The 22001-nt window shown below is 68.3% G+C and carries 27 protein-coding genes; 16 read left to right on the forward strand and 11 right to left on the reverse strand.

Translation table 11 applies throughout. The annotated features are described in order from the left end of the window. Nucleotides 1–168 precede the first annotated feature (168 nt). From ACAZ03_RS13480 to ACAZ03_RS13495, 4 genes are read left to right on the forward strand one after another with little or no spacing between them, the layout of a single operon-like run. Nucleotides 169–1284 (forward strand): SPFH domain-containing protein, encoded by a 1116-nt coding sequence (locus ACAZ03_RS13480; protein ID WP_373354351.1) that lies wholly within the window; start codon nt 169–171, stop codon nt 1282–1284. Between the two features lie 3 nt (nt 1285–1287). After that, a complete protein-coding gene (locus tag ACAZ03_RS13485) occupies nt 1288–1614 on the forward strand; it encodes a GFA family protein (protein WP_373354353.1) in 327 nt (108 codons plus the stop codon). A gap of 25 nt (nt 1615–1639) precedes the next feature. Next, nucleotides 1640–2770, forward strand: a complete 1131-nt coding sequence (locus ACAZ03_RS13490; protein ID WP_373354355.1) for a TFIIB-type zinc finger domain-containing protein — start codon at nt 1640–1642, stop codon at nt 2768–2770. Then, nucleotides 2770–3180 (forward strand): copper chaperone PCu(A)C, encoded by a 411-nt coding sequence (locus tag ACAZ03_RS13495; RefSeq protein ID WP_373354357.1) that lies wholly within the window; start codon nt 2770–2772, stop codon nt 3178–3180. The genes ACAZ03_RS13490 and ACAZ03_RS13495 overlap by 1 nt, the downstream gene beginning before the upstream one ends. Here ACAZ03_RS13495 and ACAZ03_RS13500 read toward each other — a convergent pair. After that, on the reverse strand, nt 3177–3395 hold the full coding sequence (locus ACAZ03_RS13500) for an arginine transporter (protein ID WP_373354359.1): 219 nt from the start codon (nt 3393–3395) through the stop codon (nt 3177–3179). The two genes, ACAZ03_RS13495 and ACAZ03_RS13500, sit on opposite strands and share 4 nt — an antisense overlap. Before the next feature lie 238 nt (nt 3396–3633). Between ACAZ03_RS13500 and ppk2 the strand changes: the two genes are divergently transcribed. Beyond that, on the forward strand, nt 3634–4548 hold the full coding sequence (ppk2, locus tag ACAZ03_RS13505; protein WP_373354361.1) for a polyphosphate kinase 2: 915 nt from the start codon (nt 3634–3636) through the stop codon (nt 4546–4548). Nucleotides 4549–4596: 48 nt separating this feature from the next. Here the strand turns inward: ppk2 and ACAZ03_RS13510 are convergent, their stop codons facing one another. Continuing rightward, nucleotides 4597–4980 (reverse strand): type II toxin-antitoxin system death-on-curing family toxin, encoded by a 384-nt coding sequence (locus ACAZ03_RS13510; protein ID WP_373354363.1) that lies wholly within the window; start codon nt 4978–4980, stop codon nt 4597–4599. After that, nucleotides 4977–5231: a hypothetical protein gene (locus ACAZ03_RS13515; protein WP_373354365.1), complete on the reverse strand. Its 255-nt coding sequence runs from the start codon at nt 5229–5231 to the stop codon at nt 4977–4979. The genes ACAZ03_RS13510 and ACAZ03_RS13515 overlap by 4 nt, the downstream gene beginning before the upstream one ends. A 130-nt stretch (nt 5232–5361) precedes the next feature. On the opposite strand from ACAZ03_RS13515, the gene lepA reads away from it, so the two are divergent. The 4 genes from lepA to ACAZ03_RS13535 all read left to right on the forward strand — a co-directional run bounded on the left by lepA (nt 5362) and on the right by ACAZ03_RS13535 (nt 9446). Continuing rightward, nucleotides 5362–7161, forward strand: coding sequence for a translation elongation factor 4 (gene lepA, locus ACAZ03_RS13520; RefSeq protein WP_373354367.1), 1800 nt, complete (start codon nt 5362–5364; stop codon nt 7159–7161). After that, nucleotides 7161–8405 carry an AAA family ATPase gene (locus ACAZ03_RS13525; protein WP_373354368.1) on the forward strand — a complete coding sequence of 415 codons (1245 nt, stop codon included), beginning with the start codon at nt 7161–7163 and terminating at the stop codon, nt 8403–8405. The genes lepA and ACAZ03_RS13525 overlap by 1 nt, the downstream gene beginning before the upstream one ends. A gap of 198 nt (nt 8406–8603) precedes the next feature. Beyond that, complete coding sequence (locus ACAZ03_RS13530) at nt 8604–8807, forward strand: hypothetical protein (protein ID WP_373354370.1); 204 nt, start codon at nt 8604–8606, stop codon at nt 8805–8807. Between the two features lie 162 nt (nt 8808–8969). Continuing rightward, entirely contained in the window at nt 8970–9446 is a 477-nt protein-coding gene (locus tag ACAZ03_RS13535; protein ID WP_373354372.1) for a pyridoxamine 5'-phosphate oxidase family protein, read from the forward strand. Here ACAZ03_RS13535 and ACAZ03_RS13540 read toward each other — a convergent pair. Further along, a complete protein-coding gene (locus tag ACAZ03_RS13540) occupies nt 9443–10186 on the reverse strand; it encodes an alpha/beta fold hydrolase (RefSeq protein WP_373354373.1) in 744 nt (247 codons plus the stop codon). The two genes, ACAZ03_RS13535 and ACAZ03_RS13540, sit on opposite strands and share 4 nt — an antisense overlap. Nucleotides 10187–10323: 137 nt before the next feature. On the opposite strand from ACAZ03_RS13540, the gene ACAZ03_RS13545 reads away from it, so the two are divergent. From ACAZ03_RS13545 to ACAZ03_RS13565, 5 genes are all read left to right on the forward strand, one after another. Next, entirely contained in the window at nt 10324–10695 is a 372-nt protein-coding gene (locus ACAZ03_RS13545; protein ID WP_373354375.1) for a hypothetical protein, read from the forward strand. A gap of 161 nt (nt 10696–10856) precedes the next feature. Then, nucleotides 10857–11150: a 50S ribosomal protein L28 gene (gene rpmB / locus ACAZ03_RS13550; RefSeq protein WP_373354377.1), complete on the forward strand. Its 294-nt coding sequence runs from the start codon at nt 10857–10859 to the stop codon at nt 11148–11150. 155 nt (nt 11151–11305) lie between these two features. Beyond that, nucleotides 11306–12103, forward strand: a complete 798-nt coding sequence (gene pcaD, locus ACAZ03_RS13555) for a 3-oxoadipate enol-lactonase (RefSeq protein WP_373354378.1) — start codon at nt 11306–11308, stop codon at nt 12101–12103. Continuing rightward, on the forward strand, nt 12096–12506 hold the full coding sequence (pcaC, locus tag ACAZ03_RS13560; protein WP_373354380.1) for a 4-carboxymuconolactone decarboxylase: 411 nt from the start codon (nt 12096–12098) through the stop codon (nt 12504–12506). Before pcaD ends, pcaC begins: the two co-directional genes overlap by 8 nt. 107 nt (nt 12507–12613) lie before the next feature. After that, nucleotides 12614–13729 (forward strand): Zn-dependent alcohol dehydrogenase, encoded by a 1116-nt coding sequence (locus tag ACAZ03_RS13565; protein ID WP_373354382.1) that lies wholly within the window; start codon nt 12614–12616, stop codon nt 13727–13729. Between the two features lie 58 nt (nt 13730–13787). On the opposite strand, the gene ACAZ03_RS13570 is transcribed toward ACAZ03_RS13565, so the two are convergent. After that, nucleotides 13788–14198 (reverse strand): DUF4864 domain-containing protein, encoded by a 411-nt coding sequence (locus ACAZ03_RS13570; protein ID WP_373354383.1) that lies wholly within the window; start codon nt 14196–14198, stop codon nt 13788–13790. A gap of 104 nt (nt 14199–14302) precedes the next feature. On the opposite strand from ACAZ03_RS13570, the gene ACAZ03_RS13575 reads away from it, so the two are divergent. Continuing rightward, nucleotides 14303–15169, forward strand: a complete 867-nt coding sequence (locus ACAZ03_RS13575) for a CHAD domain-containing protein (protein WP_373354385.1) — start codon at nt 14303–14305, stop codon at nt 15167–15169. Here the strand turns inward: ACAZ03_RS13575 and ACAZ03_RS13580 are convergent. Continuing rightward, nucleotides 15166–16764: a lysine--tRNA ligase gene (locus tag ACAZ03_RS13580; RefSeq protein WP_373354386.1), complete on the reverse strand. Its 1599-nt coding sequence runs from the start codon at nt 16762–16764 to the stop codon at nt 15166–15168. The genes ACAZ03_RS13575 and ACAZ03_RS13580 overlap by 4 nt on opposite strands. A 93-nt stretch (nt 16765–16857) precedes the next feature. Between ACAZ03_RS13580 and ACAZ03_RS13585 the strand changes: the two genes are divergently transcribed. After that, on the forward strand, nt 16858–17277 hold the full coding sequence (locus ACAZ03_RS13585) for a tellurite resistance TerB family protein (RefSeq protein ID WP_373354388.1): 420 nt from the start codon (nt 16858–16860) through the stop codon (nt 17275–17277). Between the two features lie 99 nt (nt 17278–17376). Here ACAZ03_RS13585 and ACAZ03_RS13590 read toward each other — a convergent pair whose 3' ends face one another. Genes ACAZ03_RS13590 through ACAZ03_RS13610 form a run of 5 tightly spaced genes read right to left on the reverse strand, consistent with a single transcriptional unit; the run spans nt 17377 to nt 21992 of the window. Next, nucleotides 17377–17913 carry a sarcosine oxidase subunit gamma gene (locus ACAZ03_RS13590; RefSeq protein WP_373354390.1) on the reverse strand — a complete coding sequence of 179 codons (537 nt, stop codon included), beginning with the start codon at nt 17911–17913 and terminating at the stop codon, nt 17377–17379. Further along, entirely contained in the window at nt 17906–20833 is a 2928-nt protein-coding gene (locus ACAZ03_RS13595) for a sarcosine oxidase subunit alpha family protein (protein WP_373354392.1), read from the reverse strand. Before ACAZ03_RS13595 ends, ACAZ03_RS13590 begins: the two co-directional genes overlap by 8 nt. After that, the gene (locus ACAZ03_RS13600) at nt 20830–21075 is read right to left on the reverse strand and encodes a sarcosine oxidase subunit delta (RefSeq protein ID WP_373354394.1); all 246 of its coding nucleotides are present in this window, start codon (nt 21073–21075) and stop codon (nt 20830–20832) included. Before ACAZ03_RS13600 ends, ACAZ03_RS13595 begins: the two co-directional genes overlap by 4 nt. Further along, nucleotides 21076–21504 (reverse strand): hypothetical protein, encoded by a 429-nt coding sequence (locus ACAZ03_RS13605; protein ID WP_373354395.1) that lies wholly within the window; start codon nt 21502–21504, stop codon nt 21076–21078. Then, nucleotides 21504–21992 (reverse strand): hypothetical protein, encoded by a 489-nt coding sequence (locus ACAZ03_RS13610; protein WP_373354397.1) that lies wholly within the window; start codon nt 21990–21992, stop codon nt 21504–21506. Before ACAZ03_RS13610 ends, ACAZ03_RS13605 begins: the two co-directional genes overlap by 1 nt. Between the last annotated feature and the right edge of the window lie 9 nt (nt 21993–22001).

Raw genomic sequence — 22001 nt, forward strand, 5'->3', positions numbered from 1 at the left:
GTTACAAACCCACCCTACGCACTTCGGCACGTGTCGGTCTCCACCCCGAAAAGGGGGAAAACCTGCCCCCCTTCCTCCCTTGATCCGCGGGACCTCCGGGGCCAGTCTCTTGCCAAGCCGGCACGGCCCGGTCCACATCAGGCCATTCATCAAGCGAAGGTGACCGCCATGGGCATTCTCGATTTCCTCTCCGGCCAGTTCATTGACGTCATTCACTGGACCGATGACACCCGCGACACCATGGTCTGGCGCTTCGAGCGCTATGGCCACGAGATCAAATACGGCGCCAAGCTGACCGTCCGTGAGGGGCAGGCCGCGGTCTTCGTTCACGAGGGCCAGCTCGCCGATGTCTTCAAGCCCGGGCTCTACGAGCTCGAGACGAACAACATGCCGATCATGACCTCGCTCCAGCACTGGAGCCACGGCTTCAAGTCGCCGTTCAAGAGCGAGATCTATTTCGTCAATACCGCCCGCTTCAACGACCAGAAGTGGGGCACCAAGAACCCGATCATCTGCCGCGACCCCGAATACGGGCCGATCCGCCTGCGTGCCTTCGGCAATTACTCCATGCGCGTCACCGATCCGGGCGTGTTCCTGAAGGAGATCGTCGGCACCGACGGCGAGTTCACCACCGACGAGGTCTCCTTCCAGATCCGCAACATCGTGGTGCAGGAAGCCTCCCGCGTGCTCGCCGCCTCCGGCATCCCGGTGCTCGACATGGCGGCGAACACCGGCGATCTCGGCAAGGTCGTGGCCGAGGCCATCAAGCCGACGATCGCCGCCTACGGGCTGGTGATCCCGGAATTCTACATCGAGAACATCTCGCTACCGGCCGAGGTCGAGGCGATGCTCGACAAGCGCACCTCGATGGGGATCGTCGGCGACATGGGCCGCTACATGCAGTATTCCGCCGCCGAGGCGATGCAGAACCCCGAAAGCGCCGCCGGCTCGGCGATGGGCATGGGCATGGGCGCCGGGATGGGCATGAACATGGCCGGGCAGGTCGGGCCCTGGGGCGCCGCCCCGCAGCAGCAGCCCGCTGCCGCCCCGCCCGCGCCGCCGCCGCCCCCGGTGGAGAGCGTCTGGCATATCGCCGAGAACGGCGCGACGGAAGGCCCCTTCTCCCGCGCCACGATGGGCCAGAAGGTGGCCTCGGGCGCGCTCAGCCGCGACACGCTGGTGTGGACGGCCGGGCAGGATGGCTGGCTGAAGGCCGGCGACGTGCCGGAGCTGGCGCAGCTCTTCACCGTCCATCCCCCGCCGCCCCCGCCGCCGGGCGCCTGAGCCATGGCCGCGAGCCTGACCGGCCGGTGCGACTGCGGGGCGGTGACCATCACCGTCCCGTCCCTGCCCGACGAGATCAACGCCTGCCCCTGCGACTATTGCCGCCGGGCGGGCGCGCGCTGGGGCTATTACAAGGCCGGGAGCGCCGGCATCTCCGGCGAGACGGCGACCTACCGCCGCGCGGCGAAGGTGGCCGATTTCCACCGCTGCCCGACCTGCGGCATCCTCACCCATTGGGACGGCAACGGCGTGACCCCGCATATGGGCGTCAACATGAGCAATTTCGATCAGGAGGCCCTGAGCGGCATTCCGGTCGTCGAAGATCCTTGACCCTTTTCAACCAGAGCCCCTTTTCATGACCGATTTCGACGGTGCCGCGCCGCCCCCCGCCCCGGAAGAGGAATTCCGGTTCCCCTGCAACGAATGCGGCGCCAACATGCGCTTCGAGCCCGGCACCGGCCGGCTGATCTGCGATCATTGCGGCAATGTGGCCGAGCTCGAGGGCGGCGTGGATGACGCCGCCGAGGCGCTGAAGGAGAACGATTTCGAGGCGGCGCTCTCCGCCGGCGTCCCCGCCGCCGAGATGGAGGAGGTGCGCGTCACGCCCTGCCCCAATTGCGGCGCCCGCATCGAGTTCACCGGCGCGGATCACGCCACCGAATGCCCCTTCTGCGCCACGCCGGTGGTCGCCGATACCGGCACCCAGCGGCAGATCAAGCCGGCGGGCGTCCTGCCCTTCGTGCTGTCGGAATCCGAGGCGCGGGCGGCGATGACCAAGTGGCTCGGGCGGCTCTGGTTCGCCCCGAACGGCCTCAAGGACTACGCGCGCAAGGGCCGCAAGCTCTCCGGCCTCTATACGCCCTACTGGACCTATGACGCGGATACGAAGTCGAAATACGTCGGCATGCGGGGCGTCTATTACTACGTCACCAAGACCGTGATGCGCGACGGCAAGCCGACGCAGGTCCGCGAGCGGCGCACGCGCTGGACGCCGAAATCCGGCCGTGTGGCGCGCTGGTTCGACGATGTGCTCGTCCTCGCCTCGCATTCGCTGCCGAAGCGCTACACCGATGCGCTCGAGCCCTGGGACCTGACGAAGCTCGCGCCCTATCGGCCCGACTTCCTCGCCGGCTTCACCGCCGAGGGCTATCAGGTCGAGCTCGACAAGGGCTATGAGGAGGCGCGCCAGATCATGGACCGCCAGATCCTCCGCGACGTGCGCGCCGATATCGGCGGCGACGAGCAGCGGGTCATGAATGTCTCCACCCAGGTCTCGGATGTGACCTACAAGCATATCCTGCTGCCGGTCTGGATGGCGGCCTACAAGTTCAAGGGCAAGAGCTACCGCTTCGTGGTCAACGGGCAATCCGGCGAGGTCCAGGGCGAGCGGCCCTACAGCGCCATCAAGATCGCCATCGCCGTCATCCTCGGCCTCATCGTCGCGGGCGGCGTCGCCTATGTGGCCTATCTGCAGAACGGCGGCTGATGCGGGCGCTCTTGCCGCTCCTCCTGCTGGCCGGCCCCGCCGGTGCGGAGCCTCTGGTCACCGGCGGCCACCTCACCCTACCCTACCCGGGCGCCCCCTCCGCCGCCGCCTATGTGAGCCTCGCCAACCCCGGCGGGCCGGACGATGCGCTCACCGGGGCCTCGAGCCCGCTCGCGGCGGAGGCCATGCTGCATGAGAGCGTCGAGGCCGAGGGGATGATGCGGATGGAGCCGGTCGGCGCCCTGCCCCTCCCTGCAGATGGCGCGATCGTGATGGCGCCGGGGGGCCTGCATCTGATGCTGATGGGGCTGGAGCCGATGGACGAGGGGGATCTCCTCTCCCTCACGCTGAGCTTCGAGAGCGGCGCGACGCTGGCGCTCGAGCTGCCGCTCAGCCTGCCCGGCGGCTAGCCGCAGGCGCGCTCCGCCGCGGTGGCGAAGGCCCGGTAGCGGCGCCAGAAATCTTCCATCGCGGGAGTATCGGCCGTCCGGGCCTCCTGCGCGAGATGGGGATCCTCAAAGAAGGTCGCGGCGCGGCGTTGGTCGCTGTTCGACAGGCTCTGGTCGGCCACCCGCTGCACGCAGGAACACAGCGCCGGATTTGCCGCCGACCGCCCGCCTGCCATGCAGGCATTTGCAACATCGCCCGACACCCGGGCACAGCTCGCTAGGGCGAAAAACGCCGCCGCAATCATCAATGGACGCATGGTCTGCCTGTCTCCTGCCTTGCGCGCATCATGCGGCAAATGCGCCTTCGGCGCAATCTCCGGGCGCGCTCGCGATCGGCCGTTTCAGGCTCACCTGCTCTCGCAATATTCCTGTGATCTTGGCATGATTGAAGGCGCGGATGACGACGGAGGCTTCATGAAAATCGGCGCGAACGGCAGCAGGGACTGGCTGGAGGCAGAGCTCGCCGACAGTCTCGACGAAGAGATCGAGATGGAGCTGGAGGATTCGATCCTCAGCCAGGAGATCGCGGCCATCTACGACCGCGCCCATCCCGACGCCCTCTCGCGCCCCGCCTATCTGCAGGCGCTCCTGAAGCTCCAGGCCGAGCTGATCCGCCTGCAGGACTGGGTGGTCCACACGGGCGAGAAGGTCGTGGTGCTCTTCGAGGGCCGCGACAGCGCCGGCAAGGGCGGCGTCATCAAGCGGATCACGCAGCGGCTCAACCCGCGCGTCGTGCGCGTCGTGGCCCTGCCGGCGCCGAACGACCGCGAGAAGACGCAATGGTATTTCCAGCGCTACACGCCGCATCTGCCGGCGGGCGGCGAGATCGTGCTCTTCGACCGGAGCTGGTACAACCGCGCCGGCGTTGAGCGGGTCATGGGCTTCGCCGACGAGCGGCAGGTCGACGAGTTCTTCCGCGACGTGCCGGATTTCGAGCGGATGCTCGTGCGCTCCGGCATCCGGCTGGTGAAATACTGGTTTTCCATCACCGACGAGGAGCAGCAGATGCGCTTCCTCATGCGCATCCACGACCCGCTCAAGCAGTGGAAGCTGAGCCCGATGGATCTGCAGAGCCGGGTCCGCTGGGAGCAGTATACCAAGGCGAAGGAAGAGATGTTCCGCTCCACGAACATCCCCGAGGCGCCGTGGTACATCGTCGAGGGCAACGACAAGAAGCGGGCGCGGCTCAACTGCATCGACCACCTCCTGTCACTCATCCCCTACGGCGACGTGCCGCATGAAGAGGTGACGCTGCCCGAGCGCATCTACAATCAGGACTACGAGCGTGCGGTACTGCCGCGCGAGCTCTACGTGCCGTCGAAATACTAGCCCCGGGGGCGGGGCCGGAGCTGGCGCCGGAGCGCGTCGCGGGGCCGTTCAGCCCCGCGTCGCCCGGGCGCGAAGCCGCTCTGCGAGCTCCACTTCGTCGATGCGCCCCTGCGCCACCTCGATGATGAGCGGGCCGATCCAGGCGGTTTCCCACTCCCCCTCCAGCCCGTTCAGCGCGAGGACGGCGTTCATCGCGCGAAAGGCGGTGCGCTTGTTGCCATCGTTGAAGCAATGGCCGGTCGAGACGGCCACGGCCGTCGCGGCGGCGAGGTCGTAGCCGTCGGCGATCATGCCGTAGGAGAGGCGGGTTTCCACCCGGAAGAGCGCGCCCTCCAGCGACTTGTCCCTCGCCAGCCCCGGCAGCTCGCCGGGATTGAGGACCGCGTCATGGATGGCAACGACAAGCTCCGGGGTCAGCGTGACCCAGCTCATTTGTCCCGCAGATACTCGAGCACGGGCTGGGCGCGCTCACGGCTCTCTTCCAGGTGCGCCATCACCTCGTCCATCGTCGCCGGCCGGCTGTCGCCCTCGTCCAGCGTCGCCTCGGCGGGGACGAAATAACCCACGAGCTTGGAATTCCTGAGCACCGCCACGGGCTTGCCATGGGCGCGGTCGAGCACCTTCTGCGGGTCGCGCATCTCGGTCATCGTGGCGATCTGGTTGGTGAGCAGGCGGGTCATCATCGGCACTCCATTGGCTACTCCAATATGCACCCTACCACGCAATCCTTTCAAGAGCCTTAATACCGCCCCCCGACCCCGCCCCATCCGCGCCCGATTGACGAAAGGCCCGGCTGGCCTCATATCGGCGCGCATGACCGAGCTCGCCCAGATCCGCAACTTCTCCATCGTCGCCCATATCGACCACGGGAAATCCACCCTGGCCGACCGGCTGATCCAGCTCACCGGCACCGTCGCCGAGCGGGACATGAAGGCCCAGCTGCTCGACGCGATGGATATCGAGCGCGAGCGCGGCATCACCATCAAGGCGAACTCCGTGCGGATCGAGTATCCGGCGAAGGACGGCAAGACCTACATCCTCAACCTCATCGACACGCCCGGCCACGTCGACTTCGCCTATGAGGTCTCGCGGTCGATGCAGGCGGTCGAGGGCTCGCTGCTGGTCGTCGATGCCACCCAGGGCGTCGAGGCGCAGACGCTCGCGAACGTCTATCAAGCCATCGACGCCGATCACGAGATCGTCCCGGTGCTCAACAAGATCGACCTCCCCGCCGCCGAGCCGGACCGGGTAAAGGAGCAGATCGAGGATGTGATCGGCATCGAGGCGCATGATGCGGTGCTCATCTCGGCCAAGACCGGGATCGGCATTCCCGACGTGCTGGAGGCCATCGTCACGCGCCTCCCCGCCCCCAAGGGCACGCGCGACGCGCCGCTCAAGGCCATGCTCGTCGATAGCTGGTACGACAGCTACCTCGGCGTCGTCGTCCTCATCCGCGTGATGGATGGCGTGATCCGCAAGGGCGACACGATCCGCATGATGAAGACCGCCGCGACCTACAAGCTCGACACGCTCGCCGTGCTCAAGCCGCAGATGGTGCAGATCGACGAGCTCGGCCCCGGCGAGATCGGCGTCTTCACCGCCTCGATCAAGCAGGTCCGCGACACCCGCGTCGGCGACACGATCACCCATGAGAAGAAGCAGACAGCGAAGGCCCTGCCCGGCTTCAAGCCCTCCGTCCCCGTGGTGTTCTGCGGCCTCTTCCCGGTCGATGCCAACGATTTCGACGACCTGCGCGACGCGATGGAAAAGCTGGCGCTCAACGACGCCTCGTTCTCCTTCGAGATGGAGACCTCCGCCGCCCTCGGCTTCGGCTTCCGCTGCGGCTTCCTCGGGCTCCTGCATCTGGAGGTCGTGCGCGACCGGCTGGAGCGGGAGTACGACCTCGACCTGATCACCACGGCGCCCTCGGTGGTCTACAAGATCCACATGAAGGACGGCGCGGTGGACGACCTCCACAACCCCGCCGACATGCCCGACCTGACGCTGGTCGACCATATCGAGGAGCCGCGGATCAAGGCGACGATCCTCGTGCCGGACGAGTATCTCGGCGACGTCCTCAAGCTCTGCCAGGACCGCCGCGGCATCCAGCTCGACCTCACCTATGCCGGCCCCCGCGCGATGGTGGTCTATGACCTGCCTCTGAACGAGGTGGTCTTCGACTTCTACGACCGTTTGAAGAGCGTCACGAAGGGTTATGCGAGTTTCGATTACCAGATCACCGGCTATCGCGAGGACAACCTCGTGAAGATGCAGGTGCTGGTGAATGACGAGCCAGTGGATGCCCTGTCCATGATGGTGCACCGCGACCGCGCGGAGATGCGCGGCCGGGCGATGGTGGAGAAGCTGAAGGAGCTGATCCCGCGCCACATGTTCAAGATCCCGATCCAGGCGGCCATCGGCGGCAAGGTCATTGCGCGGGAGACGCTGAGCGCGCTACGCAAGGACGTGACGGCGAAATGCTACGGCGGCGATGCGACGCGGAAGCGCAAGCTCCTCGACAAGCAGAAGGCCGGCAAGAAGAAGATGCGCCAGTTCGGGAAGGTCGAGATCCCGCAGGAGGCGTTCATCTCGGCGTTGAAGATGGATGGGTGATGTTTAACTTGACTCCTAAACCCGAAGAAGTTTTTACCCCCAAAGCGCCCACTATCAATGAAAAGATGTATGTGGACCGCTCCGAATTAGAGAACAGGCTCAAAGAGCTGATTTCCGGATCGAAACACATAATCGTTCATGGCGAAAGCGGAAATGGAAAGACTTGGCTATACAAGAACGTATTTTCGGAGACCAAAACGCCTTACTCAGTCGTAAATCTGGGGAACGCCTCCAGACTGGGCTCGATTTCAGCCGCAATCACCGAGAAAATTAATCGAAGCAAGGGAGATGATAGAGTCCTCTCTCAGATAGTAGTAAGCGGCGGCGTCGAGTTTTTGCCCGGCGGCGTGGGACTCAAGGGCGCAAAGGAATGGCTCTATGAGGCTGTAGAGAGAGAGCCGTATGACGCGATGATGCGCCTTATCCGCTCTTCCGAAAAGTCGAAGAAAGGGATATTGGTACTCGACAACTTCGAAACCATTCTCCAGAACGCCGCTCTTGTCAAAGAGCTCGCTGATATGATCATATTGCTTGATGACGACGACTACGCAGAGCATGACGTGAAGCTATGCATTGTCGGCGTGCCGACTAATATCCGCGACTACCTTTCGACCGCCAATGCAAGTCAAAGTCTTGCAAATCGCCTCTCCGAACTGCCCGAAGTTGCAAGAATGAGCGTCGATGAAGCTCGATCCCTGCTCACACGGGGCCTCAGAGATCTTCTCAAGATCAATATCTCAGATTCAGTCATTGATGACATTAGCTGGTCCACTGACAGGATTGCTCAATACTTGCATGAACTTGGACTCGAGGTCGCTCGGGTAGCGCTTAGGAACGACGCTACTGCTGAGGGTGAAGAGTTTCGCATGGCGGAAGAACTGTGGTTCAACCAGAATTTCTCAGCAGCACGAGAGACTCTTGAACAGAACTTGAATGCTCGCGAAACAAAGCGAGGTCGCAGAAATCAAGTCATCTACTCTCTAGGAATTATCCAGATTGAGGACTTTAAGTATACGGATGTTGAGAAGCTCGTGCGGAAAGAGTTTCCCCAGTCAACGCAAGGAATTACTCTCAACGTCACACAAAGACTGGGAGAACTCGAAGGCGGCACACATCCCATGATTAAAAGAATTCCGCGAGGCGATGCATATCGAGTAATTGATCCAAAGATAAAAATTGCGGCTCGGGTCATGCTTCAAAAGGTGGACGGTCGTGTGGAGCGCTCTAGCAACTATCGAGGCTGACTGATTGACAAAGTCATACTGCTTCGTCGTTGCGGTCAAACTCAGCTCCATCGCAAACGGCCTTAGGCCGACATCTTCTGAATTACCCACAGCGTCTACCACTAGGCGGCTATAAAGTAGCGCAGAGCTATTGTCTGCTAAATCCCCCCGGGAACCCTCCCCCCACCTCCCGCATTACCCCCGCAGGAGGTCACGCCCATGCAGCACGCGTCCCAGCTCATCCGTCCGGTCCCGACGAGCGCCGTTGCCGTCGCCGCCGCCGCGATCATTGCCCTCGTCATCGCCATCGCGCTCGGCTGGATCGATTGGTTCTACCTCTCCGCCATCGTCGGCGGGCTGGCTGTCGGCTGGGGGCTCGGCGTCCTTCTCGCAGCACGCGACAGGCGTGACCCTGCCGCCTGAGGCGCCCCCTTCCCATCCGTGACGATGCCGCGCGCCCTCTCTGCTACCGGGAGCGCGGCGCGCCCATGCCCTCTCCCCGCCCCCGATCACGAGCCTGAGCGCGGGGGAACCGGAGCCCCTCGCCGGCGCGTTGGGCCTCCGAACAAGCGACAGGAGGCTCCCATGCCCGACCATTCCCCCGAAGAGCTCAAGGACAAGTTCTGGTCCAAGATGACCAGCGAGCGGACGATCATGCTCGGCCTGCCCGGCAAGGCCGCCGGCCGGCCGATGACCGCGATCAGCGACGGCGAGACGCCCGGCGTCCTGTGGTTCTTCACCTCCACCGACACCGATCTCGGCGAGGTCACCTTCGCGGCGGATGCCGAGATGGTCTTCGTCGGCAAGCATCATGACCTCTATGCCACCGCCCATGGCCGCCTCGCCCCCGAGCCGGATCATACGAAGGTGGACGAGCTCTGGTCGCCCTTCGTCGCCGCCTGGTTCGACGGCAAGGACGACCCGAAGCTGCGGCTCCTCAGGCTCGACCTCCATCAGGCCGAGATCTGGCTGGAGGCGAACACGCTCGTCGCCGGGGCGAAGATGCTCCTCGGCAGCGACCCCAAGGAGAGTGCCGGCGAGAACGCCGAGGTCTCTCTCTAGTCGAGGAACGCCCGGACGGCCGCCTCCACCTCGCGGGGGCGGTCGGCATGGACCCAGTGGCCGGCGCCGGGGATCTTCGCGAAGCGCGCCGCCGGGAAGAGCGCCTTGATGCGCTCCCGGTGCTCGGGCTGCACGTAGTGGCTCTCGGAGCCGGAGAGGAAGAGGACGGGGCCGTCGAAGACCCCCGAGACCTCGGGGAAGCCGACGACGCGCTCCATCTCGCGCTCCAGCACATCAAGGTTCAGCCGCCAGCGCCGCTCTTTCATGTCTAGGCTCTGCAGCAGGAACGCCGCATTGGCGGGGTCGAGGCCCATGGCGGCCTCGGCCTCCTTGCGGCTGGAGACGCTGCCCACATCCACCTTCCGCGCCGCCTCGATGATATGCGCCTGGCTGTGGCTGTAGGCTACCGGCGCGATGTCCAGGACGATCAGCCGCCGCACCAGCTCCGGCCGGGTGAGCGCCACCACCATCGCCGCCTTGCCGCCCATCGAATGGCCGAGGAGGTCGGCCTCGCCGCCCGCCTCCGCCTCGATAAGCTCCGCCAGATCGGCAGCCATCTCGTCATAGCCCTGGCTTTCGGCCCAGGGGCTGTCGCCATGGTTGCGCATGTCGGGGAGGATGACCTCGCCCCGGTCGGCCAGCCGCTTGCCGATGACCCCCCAGTTCCGCCCCGAGCCGAAGAGCCCGTGGGCGATGATGAGGGGCAGGCCGCCGCTGCCGTATCTGGTCACGTTGAGCATGCCCCTCTTTGGCAAGAGTGGCCCGCAAAGCCAAGAGCCCGGCAACCGGCGGCGCCGGGGGCCGGAAAATGATCGCGGGAGGATTTTGGCCCGCGGCGAGAATTGCCCGCCGGCCGCCGCCGCCCTAGAAGGGCCGGATGGACCAGGGGGAGATCTTTCAGAGGACGGAGACCGTCCGCCAGCTTCTGGTGGAGCGGCTCGGCGCGCGGGGCGACACGCTCTCGGGCGCGCTGGCCTCGTGCCGCCGCGAGTTGCCGCACCGCATCCGGCGGGCGGTGGGGGTGATGGTCGAGGGCGAGGAGCTCGGCCGCAATCCGCGCCTCGCCCGGCAGGTCCCGCCCGCGCGCTTCGCCCGGGCGGAGGCCGACGTGCTGCGCTACCTGCGCCGCATCGGGCGAGGCCAGCGGCTGAAGGCCCGTGCGGTGCGGATCGGCGCCATCCTCGCCTTCAACATCCTGCTCTTCGGCGGGATCGCGGTGGCCTGGCTGCGCTCTCAGGGGCGGATCTAAGGGCGCCCCCGGCGCTTCCCCGCCCCGGCCCCGCCCTTGCCGCTTGACGCCCCGGGCGATTCCGCCTATCTGGCGGAACCGATTTTCGAGGGCCCCTCTCACGGGGCCCCGCTGTTTTGAGCCGGGGCGCGACGGGCCCCGATAGACCTGAGGATGAGACCATGTCGCGCCGCTGCGAACTGACCGGCAAGGGCCCGATGACGGGCAACAACGTGTCCCACGCCAACAACAAGACCCGCCGCCGCTTTCTGCCCAACCTGCAGGATGTGACGCTGATCTCCGATACGCTGGGCCGCTCCTTCAAGTTCCGCGTCTCCTCTGCCGCGCTCCGCACGGTCGATCACCGTGGCGGGCTCGATGCCTTCCTTTCCCGCGCCAAGGACGACGAGCTGTCCGATTCGGCGCTGAAGGTGAAGAAGGACATCGCCAAGGCGAAGGCCGACGCCGCCGCCTGAGGCGGACGGACCAACGGATTGCGAGGGCCCGGTGGCAGATGCCGCCGGGCCCTTTGCTTTGCGGCCCGGCCCAGTGCGCTCTGGCCCGCTCCGGCGGGCCCTGCCTTTGCGTTCCCCGGCCATGCCGCTAAGGAGAGGCAAAGGGGAGGGGTCCGATGCAGGAGCGTTTCGTCAGCCGCGAGGAAGGGCAGAAGCTCTTCTCCACCGCCGAGGGGCCGGAGGGTGGCCATGCGCTCGTCTTCGCCAATTCGCTCGGCACCGATCTGACGAGCTGGGACACGCTCCTGCCGCTTCTGCCCGAGGGGCTCCGCCTGATCCGCTGGGACAAGCGCGGCCATGGCCGCTCGTCGGTGCCCGAGGCGCCCTATCACATGGGCACCCTCGTCTCCGATGCCGAGGCGGTCTGCGAGGCCTGGGGGCTCAGCGGCGTCACCTTCGTCGGCCTGTCCATCGGCGGGCTGATCGCGCAGGGGCTGGCGGTGAAGCGGCCCGATCTGATCGGCAGCCTCGTCCTCTCCAGCACCGCCGCCAAGATCGGCACGCCGCAGCTTTGGGCGGACAGGATCGCCGCCCTCCGCCGCGGCGGCATGGAGGCGATTGCCGACGGGGTGATGGAGCGCTGGTTCTCCGCCGCCTTCCGCGAGGGGCCGGAGCTTGCCGCCTGGCGCGCCCGGCTCGCCGCGACGCCGCTCGAGGGCTACATCGGCTGCTGCGCCGCCATCTCGGGCACGGATTTCTGGGCGACCACGGCGACGCTGACCCTACCGACCCTCGGCATCGCCGGGTCGGAGGATCGCTCGACGCCGCCGGACCTCGTCCGCGAGACGGTGGCGCTCGTCGCGGGCTCGCGGACCGAACTGATCCGCGGCGCCGGCCACCTGCCGCAGATCGAGGCGCCGCGCGACTATGCGGCGCTGCTCACCGCCTTCCTGAAGGAGACCGGCCATGTCTGACGATTCCACTGACACGGACCGCCCCGACCGACTCGCCCAGGGCCGCAAGACCCGTTCCGAAGTGCTCGGCCCCGCCCATGTCGCCCGCTCGGACGCGAACCGCACACCGGAGGATGCCCGCTTCATCGAGCTCATCACCGAGGCCGCCTGGGGGCATGTCTGGTCCTCCGAGGCGATCAGCCGGCGCGAGCGCTCGATGCTGACCATCGCCCTCCTCGCCGCGCTCGGCAATGAGGAGGAGCTGCGGCTGCACCTGCGCGCCACGGCCAACACCGGCGCCAGCCGCTCGGACGTGATCGAGGCGCTGCACCACGTCGCCATCTACGCCGGCGTGCCCCGCGCCAATTCGGCAATCCGCATCGCCAAGGAGATCTGGGCGGAGGAGCCTCAGGCCAAGGACTAGCCGAAGGCGAGGGCGCCCCGGCGACATCTCATGTCGCTGCGAGCCAAGCCCGGCCGGCGGGGCGGGCCGACAAGGGCCCGGCCAGTGCCAGCCTGACGAGAGCGCCCATGAGCCTAGACGCCGCCCCCGCGACCGCCGCCACCACGACCATCCGCGCCGCGATCTGCCGCGCCTTCGGGCAACCCCTGTCGCTGGAGGAGGTGGAGCTTCGCGCCCCGCTCTCCGGCGAGATCCAGGTGCGGCTCGGCGCCGTCGCCATCTGCCATTCGGATATTTCCTTCATGGATGGCATCTGGGGCGGCGCCCTGCCCGCTATCTACGGCCATGAGGCGGCGGGCATCGTCAGCGCCATCGGCCCGGGCGTCACCGGCCTCGCCCCGGGCGACCGGGTGGTGGTGACGCTAATCCGCGCCTGCGGCGGCTGCGGCTCCTGCGCCTCCGGCCATCCGGTCTATTGCGAGAGCCCCGCCTCCGCCCATCCGCCGGCGCTGACGCAGGGCGGCGCGCCGCTCACGCAGGCGATGAACGCCGGCGCCTTCGCCGAGGCGGTGACGGTGCATCACAGCCAGGTGGCGAAGGTGGCGGAGGCGATCCCGATGGAGGCGGCGGCGCTTCTCGCCTGCGGCGTCATCACCGGCGTCGGCGCCGTGGTGAATGCCGCGAAGCTCCGCCCCGGCGAGGATGCCGTTGTGATCGGCTGCGGCGGCGTCGGGCTCAACGCCATCCAGGGCGCCCGCATCGCCGGCGCCCGCCGCATCGTCGCCGTTGATCCCGTGCCGGAGAAGCTGGAGGCCGCTCGCGCCTTCGGCGCCACCGACCTCATCGACGCCCGCCAGGAGGCGCCGTGGGAGGCCGCCCGCCAGGCGCTCGGCCGCGGCGCCGATGCCGTCTTCGTCACCGTCGGCGCCATCCCCGCCTTCGACGCGGCACCAGCCTATCTCGCTCCCCGTGGCCGGGCCATCGCCGTCGGCATGCCGGCCTCCGGGGCGCTGTCGCATTACGAGCCGGTGAACCTCGCCGCCTACGGGCAGAGCCTCACCGGCACCAAGATGGGCGACACGGTCGTGGCGCGTGACATCCCCTGGCTCGCGGATCTCTACCTGCAGGGGCGGCTGGAGCTCGATGCGCTGATCTCCCGCCGCTGGCGTCTCCACGAGATCAACGAGGCCATCGCCGACAGCCGCAAGGGCGCCGCCCGCCGCAACGTGATCGTGTTCGACTAGGGCGCCAGATTCTTCGCCGAAAAATCTGCCCCAAAATTCTTCGCAGAAGAATTTTGCCTCAGACTCCGAGGTCCGGCGGCGGCAGCATCATCACCGCGTCGATCTTCCAGGCGCCGTCCAGCTCGATCATCTTGTAGGCAAGGGCATGGACCCGACCGCCCGCATCGCTCACCCAGACCTCCTGCCAGAGCGCCCCGCCGATCTCGCGCTGATCCATCATCCGCGCGCCCTGGTTCTGCCAGACCATCGGATAGCCATCCTCGACCATCACGCCGAAATTGCCGGGGCTGCCGAAGATCGCCTGGATGCCGGGGCTGGCATAGTCCCACGCCTCCTCGATATCGCCGTCGTTGAAGGCGTCGAGCTGGCCGGTGATGACGGCTTCGATCTCCTCCTCCGCCTCGGCGGCGGCCGGCTGGGCGAGGACGGCGAGGGCGATGGCGCTGGTCAGGGGCAGGATGCGGTGCATGGGGTGCTCCTTTCGGATGTCCGTCATCGTAGACACGGTCCGGCCGCCGCGGAAGTTTCAACGCCACACCGGAACCGCCGGGCCGCCCCCGGCATTCGCCCCGCATGAGCTATGCATGGATTCCGGGCGAGCCGCCCGCCACCTTCCTCACCCGCGTCGCCGAGACGCAGCTCCGCAAGGCGCTGGCGCCGCTCGAGGGTGAGGAGATGCCCTCCCCGGACGAGATCCACGACATCCGCAAGCGGCTGAAGAAGCTCCGCGGCCTCCTCCGCCTATTCCGCGGCGCCGCGCCCTTCTACGCCGAGGAGAATGCCGCCTACCGCGACGCCGCCCGCATCCTCGCCCCCCTTCGTGACGCCGCCGCCGTGCTCGAAAGCTACGAGCGGCTCCGCGCTGCGGGGCTGATCGACGCCGAGGCGACACGGCCCTTCCGCGAGGGGCTCGAGGCGGCGCAGGCGGAGGCCGAGACGGGCGGCGAGGCGCCCGGCCGCCGCGACGAGGTGCGCCTGAGGCTCGAGGCGGCGCTCGGCCGGGTGGCGGACTGGGAGCTGACGGAGGACGGCTGGGGCGCGGTCGCCCCCGGCCTCACTGAAACCTACCGGCGGGGCCGCAAGGGCCTGAAGGCAGCAGAAAGCCGCGAGGGCGAGGCGCTGCACGACTGGCGCAAGCGCGTGAAATACCACTGGTATCACGCCCGGCTTCTCTCGCCGGTCTGGCCCGAGGCGCTCGCCCCGCATGTGGCGGCGGCGAGCGCGCTTTCCGACCTTCTGGGCGACCGGCATGACCTTGACGTGCTGGCCGCCGCCCTCCCCGGCGGGCTGGAGAGTGCCGCCGAGGAGGGCCTCCGCGAGGCGCTCTGCACAGAGGCCCGCCGGCTGGAAGACGCCGCCTTCGCCATCGGGCAGAAGCTCTACGCCGAGCGCCCCAAGGCACTCGCCAGACGCTGGGGCGCCCTCTTCCGGCTCGCCTAGATGTCGATCGGCTCCTCATGGGCAAGGTCGCCCCGGAGCGCCTTGACGATCAGCGCCTTGGTCTCCTCGATCCCGTAGAGCGCGATGAACCCGCCGAAGCGCGGCCCCTCGGAAGCGCCGAGCAGCACCTCGTAGAGCGCCTGGAACCAGTGGCGGAGCGGGTCGAACCGATGCTCCTTGCCGATGGCATAGAGCATGTTCTGCAGCGCCTCGGCATCCGCCTCGCCCTGCCATTCGTCCAGCGCCGCCAGCACCTCCTCCATCGCCGCCCGCTCGGAGACATCGGGCATCCGGTAGGTCTTATGCGGCTTCACCCGGTCGTTGTAGTAGCGCACGGCATGGCCGACCGCCGCATCGAGCCCCGGGTGGCTCTTCGGCGTCGCATCCGGCGCATAGCGGCGGATGAAGCCCCAGAGCGTCGCCTTGTCCTCCGCCCCGGCCACGCTGGCGAGGTTGAGGAGCATCGAGAAGGGCACCACGAGATCGCTCTCCGGCACCTGCCCGCCATGGATATGCCAGGCGGGGTTGGCGAGCTGCTGCACCGGTTCCTGCCCTTTGAAGCCGCGGATCTGCTGGTGGTATTCGTCCACCGCCTTCGGGATCACGTCGAAATGCAGCCGCTTCGCCGTCTTCGGCTTCTGGTACATGAAGTAGCTGAGGCTCTCGGTCGAGGCATAGGTCAGCCATTCGTCGATGGTCAGCCCGTTGCCCTTCGACTTCGAGATCTTCTGCCCGGTCTCGTCGAGGAACAGCTCGTAGGTGAAATGGTGGGGCGCCCGCCCGCCCAGCACCTCGCAGATGCCGTCGTAGATCGGCGTATTGGTGGAATGGTCCTTGCCATACATCTCGAAATCGACGCCGAGCGCCGCCCAGCGCGCGCCGAAATCGGGCTTCCACTGCAGCTTCACATGGCCGCCGGTGACGGGGAGCGTCCATTCCCGGCCGTCCTCGTCGTCGAAGGTGATGGTGCCGTCTTCGGCATTCACCTCCTTCATCGGCACATAGAGCACGCGGCCGGTCTCGGGATGGATCGGCAGGAAGCAGGAGTAGGTCTGCTGGCGCTCCTCGCGGAGGCTCGCGAGCATGATCTTCATCACGTCGTCATACTTGCGCGCCGCCTCGCGCAGCGTCTCGTCGAAGCGGCCGGAGGCATAGAACTCCGTCGCCGAGATGAACTCGTATTCGAACCCGAAGGTATCGAGGAACCGCCGCAGCATGGCGTTGTTGTGATGCCCGAAGCTCTCGAACTCCCCGAACGGGTCCGGCACCGAGGTGAGCGGCCGTTGCAGGTTCTCGCGCAGCATCGCCTGGTCCGGAACGTTGTCCGGCACCTTGCGCATCCCGTCGAGATCGTCGGAAAAGCAGATGAGCCGGGTCGGGATGTCAGAGATCAGCTCGAAGGCCCGGCGGATCATCGTGGTGCGCAGAACCTCGCCGAACGTGCCGATATGCGGCAGGCCCGAGGGGCCGTAACCCGTCTCGAAGAGCACATGGCCCTTCTCGGGCGGGGCCTTCTCGTAGCGTTTGGCGAGGGCGCGCGCCTCCTGGAAGGGCCAGGCCTTGCTGTCCATCGCCACGTCTCTGAGGTCCGCCATATCGCACTCCATTGCCACAACTCGGGGCGCCGCATCCCTATTGCGGGGCGGGGGGGCCGTCAATAAATGGGCAGGGAACGACAGGAGAGAGTGATGACCGACGACAGCCCGCTGACGGAAGCCGATGCCCTCGTGGCGCTGATGATCGCCGTCTCGGCCTCCGACGAGACCATCCGCACGGCCGAGCTCCTGCAGATCCAGAACATCCTCGATCACCTGCCGATCTTCGCCGATTACGACGGCGCCGCCCTGCCCCGCGTCAGCGAGATGGTCTTCGACCTTCTCGAGCAGGAGGACGGGCTCGACGCGCTCTTCGGCCTCGTCCGCGACGCCCTGCCGGAGCGGCTGTTCGAGACGGCCTATGCGCTGGCCTGCGACATCGCCGCCGCCGATGGCCAGATCGGCCAGGTGGAGGCGCGGATGCTGGAGGAGACGCGCCACGAGCTCTCCATCGACCGCCTTCACGCCGCGGCCATCGAGCGCGGCGCCAAGGCCCGCTACCAGAGCCTCTGAGCCGGGGTCCGGGCGGCGCGGCGGCCTCGGGCGCCCTGCCTCCTGCCCCTTTCCAAATACCCTTCGGGGGGTCCGGGGGGCAGACAGCCCCCCGGCCTCTCAACCCGCGCGCGCCGCCAGCATCTTCGTGGCCCGGCCGAGGTCATGCAGCAGCGACCCCGCCATCGAGCGCATGACGGCGAGCTCCATCGCCTCCGCCCCGACCCGCGTCACCGATGCTGTCATATGGCCGATGAACGTCCGCACTGTCCGGCCCTCGGTCAGGGCCTCGGGAGAGAGGTCCACCGGCACCAGCCGTGCCAGCACCGCCTCCACCGCCGCGCCCTCGGCCAGCAGCACCGCCTGCGCCCCCGTCTGATCCGTCAGCGCCGCGCGGAGGCCGTCGGGCGGCGCCACGCCGATCAGGAGGGCGCGCCCGGGGCCCACCCAGAGCGCCCGCGCCGCGCCCGCGCGCGGCGCCTCCCCGGCGGCGGGGAAGGCGATCCCGTGCGCTGCCTGAAGGGCCGCCGAGACATCGCCCTCCGCTCCCCGGAAGGGCGCGATCTCGGTGACCGGACCCCAGTCGACCTCGCGCAGCTCCAACCCTGGCAGGGCCGGCAGCTCGGCGAAGGCGGGGGCCGCGAACAATCTAGCCACGCATCCGCCCTCCCGGCTGGTCCACGAAGACCGGCGAGGTGACGAGGCAAAGCGCCTCCGTCCCGCGCAGGTGGTCGGTGAAGCGCACGACCTCTCCGATCCTCTCCGGGCCGCGCTTCAGGAAGGCCAGCGCGATGTCGCGCCCGATGATGGGTGAATGGCCGGCGGAGGTGACATAGCCTTCCGCATTGGCCCGCTCCGCCGCCGCGCCGCGCGAGAAGAGGAAGCCGCCGGCGGTCAGCCGCGCGCCGTCCACCGGCTTCAGCCCGATCAGCCGCTCGCGGCCCGGGTCCGTCAGCCCCTCGCGCGCCGCCGCCGCCCGGCCGATGAAATCCTTCTTCGTCGACATCATGCCCTGCAGGCCGACGTCATATGCCGTCGCCCGCCCGTCGATCTCGGCATGGGTGAGGAAGCCCTTCTCGATCCGAAGGACGTTCAGCGCCTCCATCCCGTAGGCGCCGCCGCCGAGGCTTTCGGCCTGGGCCACCATCAGCCGCCAGAGCGCGGCGCCATAGGCCACGGGCACCGCGATCTCGAAGCCGAGCTCGCCCGAGAAGGAGATGCGGAAGAGCCGCCCCGGCACGCCCATCACTCCGATCTGCGCCGCGCCCATGAAGGGCAGCTCGTCCACCACCGGGCGGTCATCCACCAGCGTCCGCAGAAGCTCGCGGGCCAGCGGCCCGGTGGCGGAAAATTGCGCCCAGGCCTCGGTGACGGAGGTGAAGGTCACGTCCAGATCCGGCCGCAGCACCTGCGCGGCGAAGTCCATGTGCCGCATCACCAGCCCGGCGGCCGCCGTGGTCGTGGTGATGAGATAGCGGTCGTCGCCCAGCCGCGCGCAGGTGCCGTCGTCCATGACGAAGCCGTCCTCGCGCAGCATCAGCCCGTAGCGGACGCGGCCGATGCCGAGCGTCGACATCGCCCCCGTATAGAGGAAGTCGAGAAATTCCGCCGCATCCGGCCCCTGCACGTCGATCTTGCCGAGGGTGGAGACATCGGCGACGCCGACCTTGTAGCGGACCATGCGCACCTCGCGGTCGCAGGCCTGACGCCAGTTCGTCTCGCCGGCCCGGGGGAAGTAGCTGGCGCGATACCACAGCCCCGCCTCCACCATCGGCGCCGAGCGCTCGCGGACGGCGGCGTCGGAGGCGGTGCGCCGGATCGGTGCGAAGCCCTTGCCGCGCCCGCCCGCGCCCATCGCCGAGATCGGCACGGGCACGTAAGGAGGCCGGTAGGTCGTTGTGCCCGCCGGGGTGGCCGGTGTGCCGGTGGCCGCGGCGAGGACGGAGAGCGCGTTGACGTTCGACATCTTGCCCTGGTCGGTCGCCATACCTTGCGTCGTGTAGCGCTTCATGTGCTCGGGGGAGGAGAAGCCCTCCTCAGCCGATTGCTTGACGTCCTTCACGGTCACGTCGTTCTGGAAGTCGAGCCAGGCCCGCCCGGGGCCCTCGAAGACCCAGGAGGAGGGGCTGGCATCGGCCTCTTCCTCCGCCTCCGGCAGCTCGGGGGGCGGCGCGGTGAAGCCGCTCTCGACCGCCGCCTCGGCCCCGGCACGCCAGCCCTCGGCGAGGCAGGCGGCGGTGGCGAAGGTGCCGGCGGCGGCCCCCGCCGGCACGAGTCCCGGCACGCCGCCTTCGGGCGGCAGGAAGGCCGAGAGCCCCGCATCCCAGGCGGGCTTGCCGCCCATATGGCAGGCGATGTTCACCTGCGGGTTCCAGCCGCCGGCCATGGCGAGCGTGTCCGCCCGGATGCTCTGCTCGACGAGGCCATGGCTGACCTTCACCAGCGACAGGCCGAGCCGCCCGTGGGTGGCGGTGACGCGCCCGCCCGGGAAGACCGGGTAGTCATGCGCCTCCTTGGCGTCCGGATCGGGGTCGATGAGGCCGGTCACCGCGACGCCGGCATCGAGGAGCTGCTCGGCGGTGGCGCGCGCGGCGCGTCCCGTGCCGAAGATCGCCACCTCCTTGCCCGGGGCCACGGCCCAGCGGTTGAGATAGGCGCGTACGGCCCCCGCCATCATCACGCCCGGCCGGTCGTTGCCGGGGAAGGTCATGGCGCGCTCGAGCGCGCCGGCGGCGAGGACGGCCCGCTTCGCGGCGATCCGCCAGAAGGCATAGCGCGGGCGGCCCCCCGCCGGGGCCAGATGGGCGCCGACCCGCTCGAGCGCGCCATAGGTGCCGCCGTCATAGGCGCCGGTCACCGCCGTGCGGGTCATGACGCGGACGTTGGGCATGGCCTCCAGCTCCGCTGCCACACCGGCCGCCCAGTCGGCGCCGGGCTGGCCGCCGACGCTTTCGCGCTCGGCGAGGAGCCGGCCGCCGAGCGCCGTATCCTCCTCCGCGAGGATCACCCGCGCCCCGGCCCGGCCGGCGGCCAGCGCCGCCATGAGCCCCGCCGGCCCCCCGCCGATGACGAGCACGTCGCAGAAGGCAAAGGCCTTCTCGTCCTCCCCCGGCCCCGGATCGCGGTGGAGCGCGCCGAGCCCGGCGGCGCGGCGGATGAAGGGCTCGTAGAGCAGCTCCCAGGCCTTCCGCGGCCACATGAAGGTCTTGTAGTAGAATCCCGCGCCGAAGAAGGGCGAAAGCAGGTCATTGACCGACAGTACGTCGAGCGACAGGGCCGGCCAGTTGTTCTGGCTCGTCACGTCGAGCCCGTCCCAGATCTCCTGCACCGTGGCGCGGACGTTGGGCTCCCGCCCCGCCCCGCGCCCGACGGTCACCAGCGCGTTGGGTTCCTCCGACCCGGCGGTGAGGATGCCGCGCGGCCGGTGATACTTGAACGAGCGCCCGACGAGGCGGATGCCCGAGGCGAGCAGCGCCGAGGCGACGGTATCGCCCGGATGCGCCGTGATCCGGCGCCCGTCGAAGCGGAAATGCAGGTCCTGCGAACGGTCGATCCGCCCGCCCTTGGACAGCCTCATGGGACCTCCCCGGGCTCGATCATCTGATGGCTGCGCGTGTCGCGGACCGCGCGCACCATCGCCCCGCAGGGGTCATGGTGCCACAGCTCGGCCAGCGGGCCGGCGGGGTTCTCGCGCAGATACACATAGGCATGCATCTCGTCGCCCCAGGCGCCGCCCGTCTCGGGCCGGGCGAGCGCGGCCCCCATCCAGGTGAACTCGCGCCGGTCGCGGGCGCCGCAATGCGGGCAGGCGATGCGCATTCAGCAGCCCTCCAGGATCTGGTCGAAGAAGGGCTCGCCCCCCTGCGCCAGATAGCGCAGGCGGATGGCGGCGCCGAGCGCAAAGAAGGCCTCCGACGCCGGCGAGCCGTCGCAGAAGGCGGCCTTCATGTCGGCGCCGACGCCCTCCTCGATCTCGGCGGAGGGGGTGGCCGCAAGCTCCTGCAGCGCCAGCGGGAAGCGCGATTCGATGAGAAGGACGGGGCCCTCCGCCTCGATCCGCTCGACCTCGACGCCGCGATAGGCAAAGGCCTCCCGGCCCTCCCACATGTCGGCGGCCAGAAGCTGGGTGAGCTCGCAGGCGGCGGCATTCGGGCAGCCCTCGGGCACCGGCGGCGCCGCGACCGGCCCGCCCGTCTCGCAGGCGGCGAGAAGCGGCAGGGCAGCAAGGGCAAGGAGAGCCCCGCGCATCACTTCTCTCCCGACATCATGCTGCAGACATTGTTATGGGCGGTGTAGAGCCGGTAGGTAACCGGCTGGCCCGGCACCTCGGCCAGCGTCTCGGTGCCCGCGCAGGGCCCGTTCACCAGCCCCTCGCGCAGCACGCCGAAGCCGGAGGTCACGACATCGACCCCGTCCTGCCGGGGCACGACGGTCAGCATGCCGCCGCCGCAATCGGCGGAGCAGGTGACGCCGCCCTCCCCCTCGACGCAATTGGCCCATTGCTGGTGCCAGGCCCCGGCGGCGGCGGCGGTGCCGGCGACGCGGCCCTGCGCGGCAAAGCGCGCCGCAACGAAGCCGGTGTAGAACTCTCCCTCGTCGAGCGTGAGCTGGACGACGAGCTCCTCCACCACCTGCGCGGGGGCGGCGGCCAGATCGGCGGCGTCATAGGCGCGCGTGAAGCAGCCGTAGATCGGCTTGGCCGCGGCCGGCGTGGCGGCGGCCAGAGCGGCCGCCAACGCGGCGGC

It is taken from the genome of Pseudoroseicyclus sp. CXY001 (assembly GCF_041714655.1).
Classification (GTDB): domain Bacteria; phylum Pseudomonadota; class Alphaproteobacteria; order Rhodobacterales; family Rhodobacteraceae; genus Pseudoroseicyclus_A.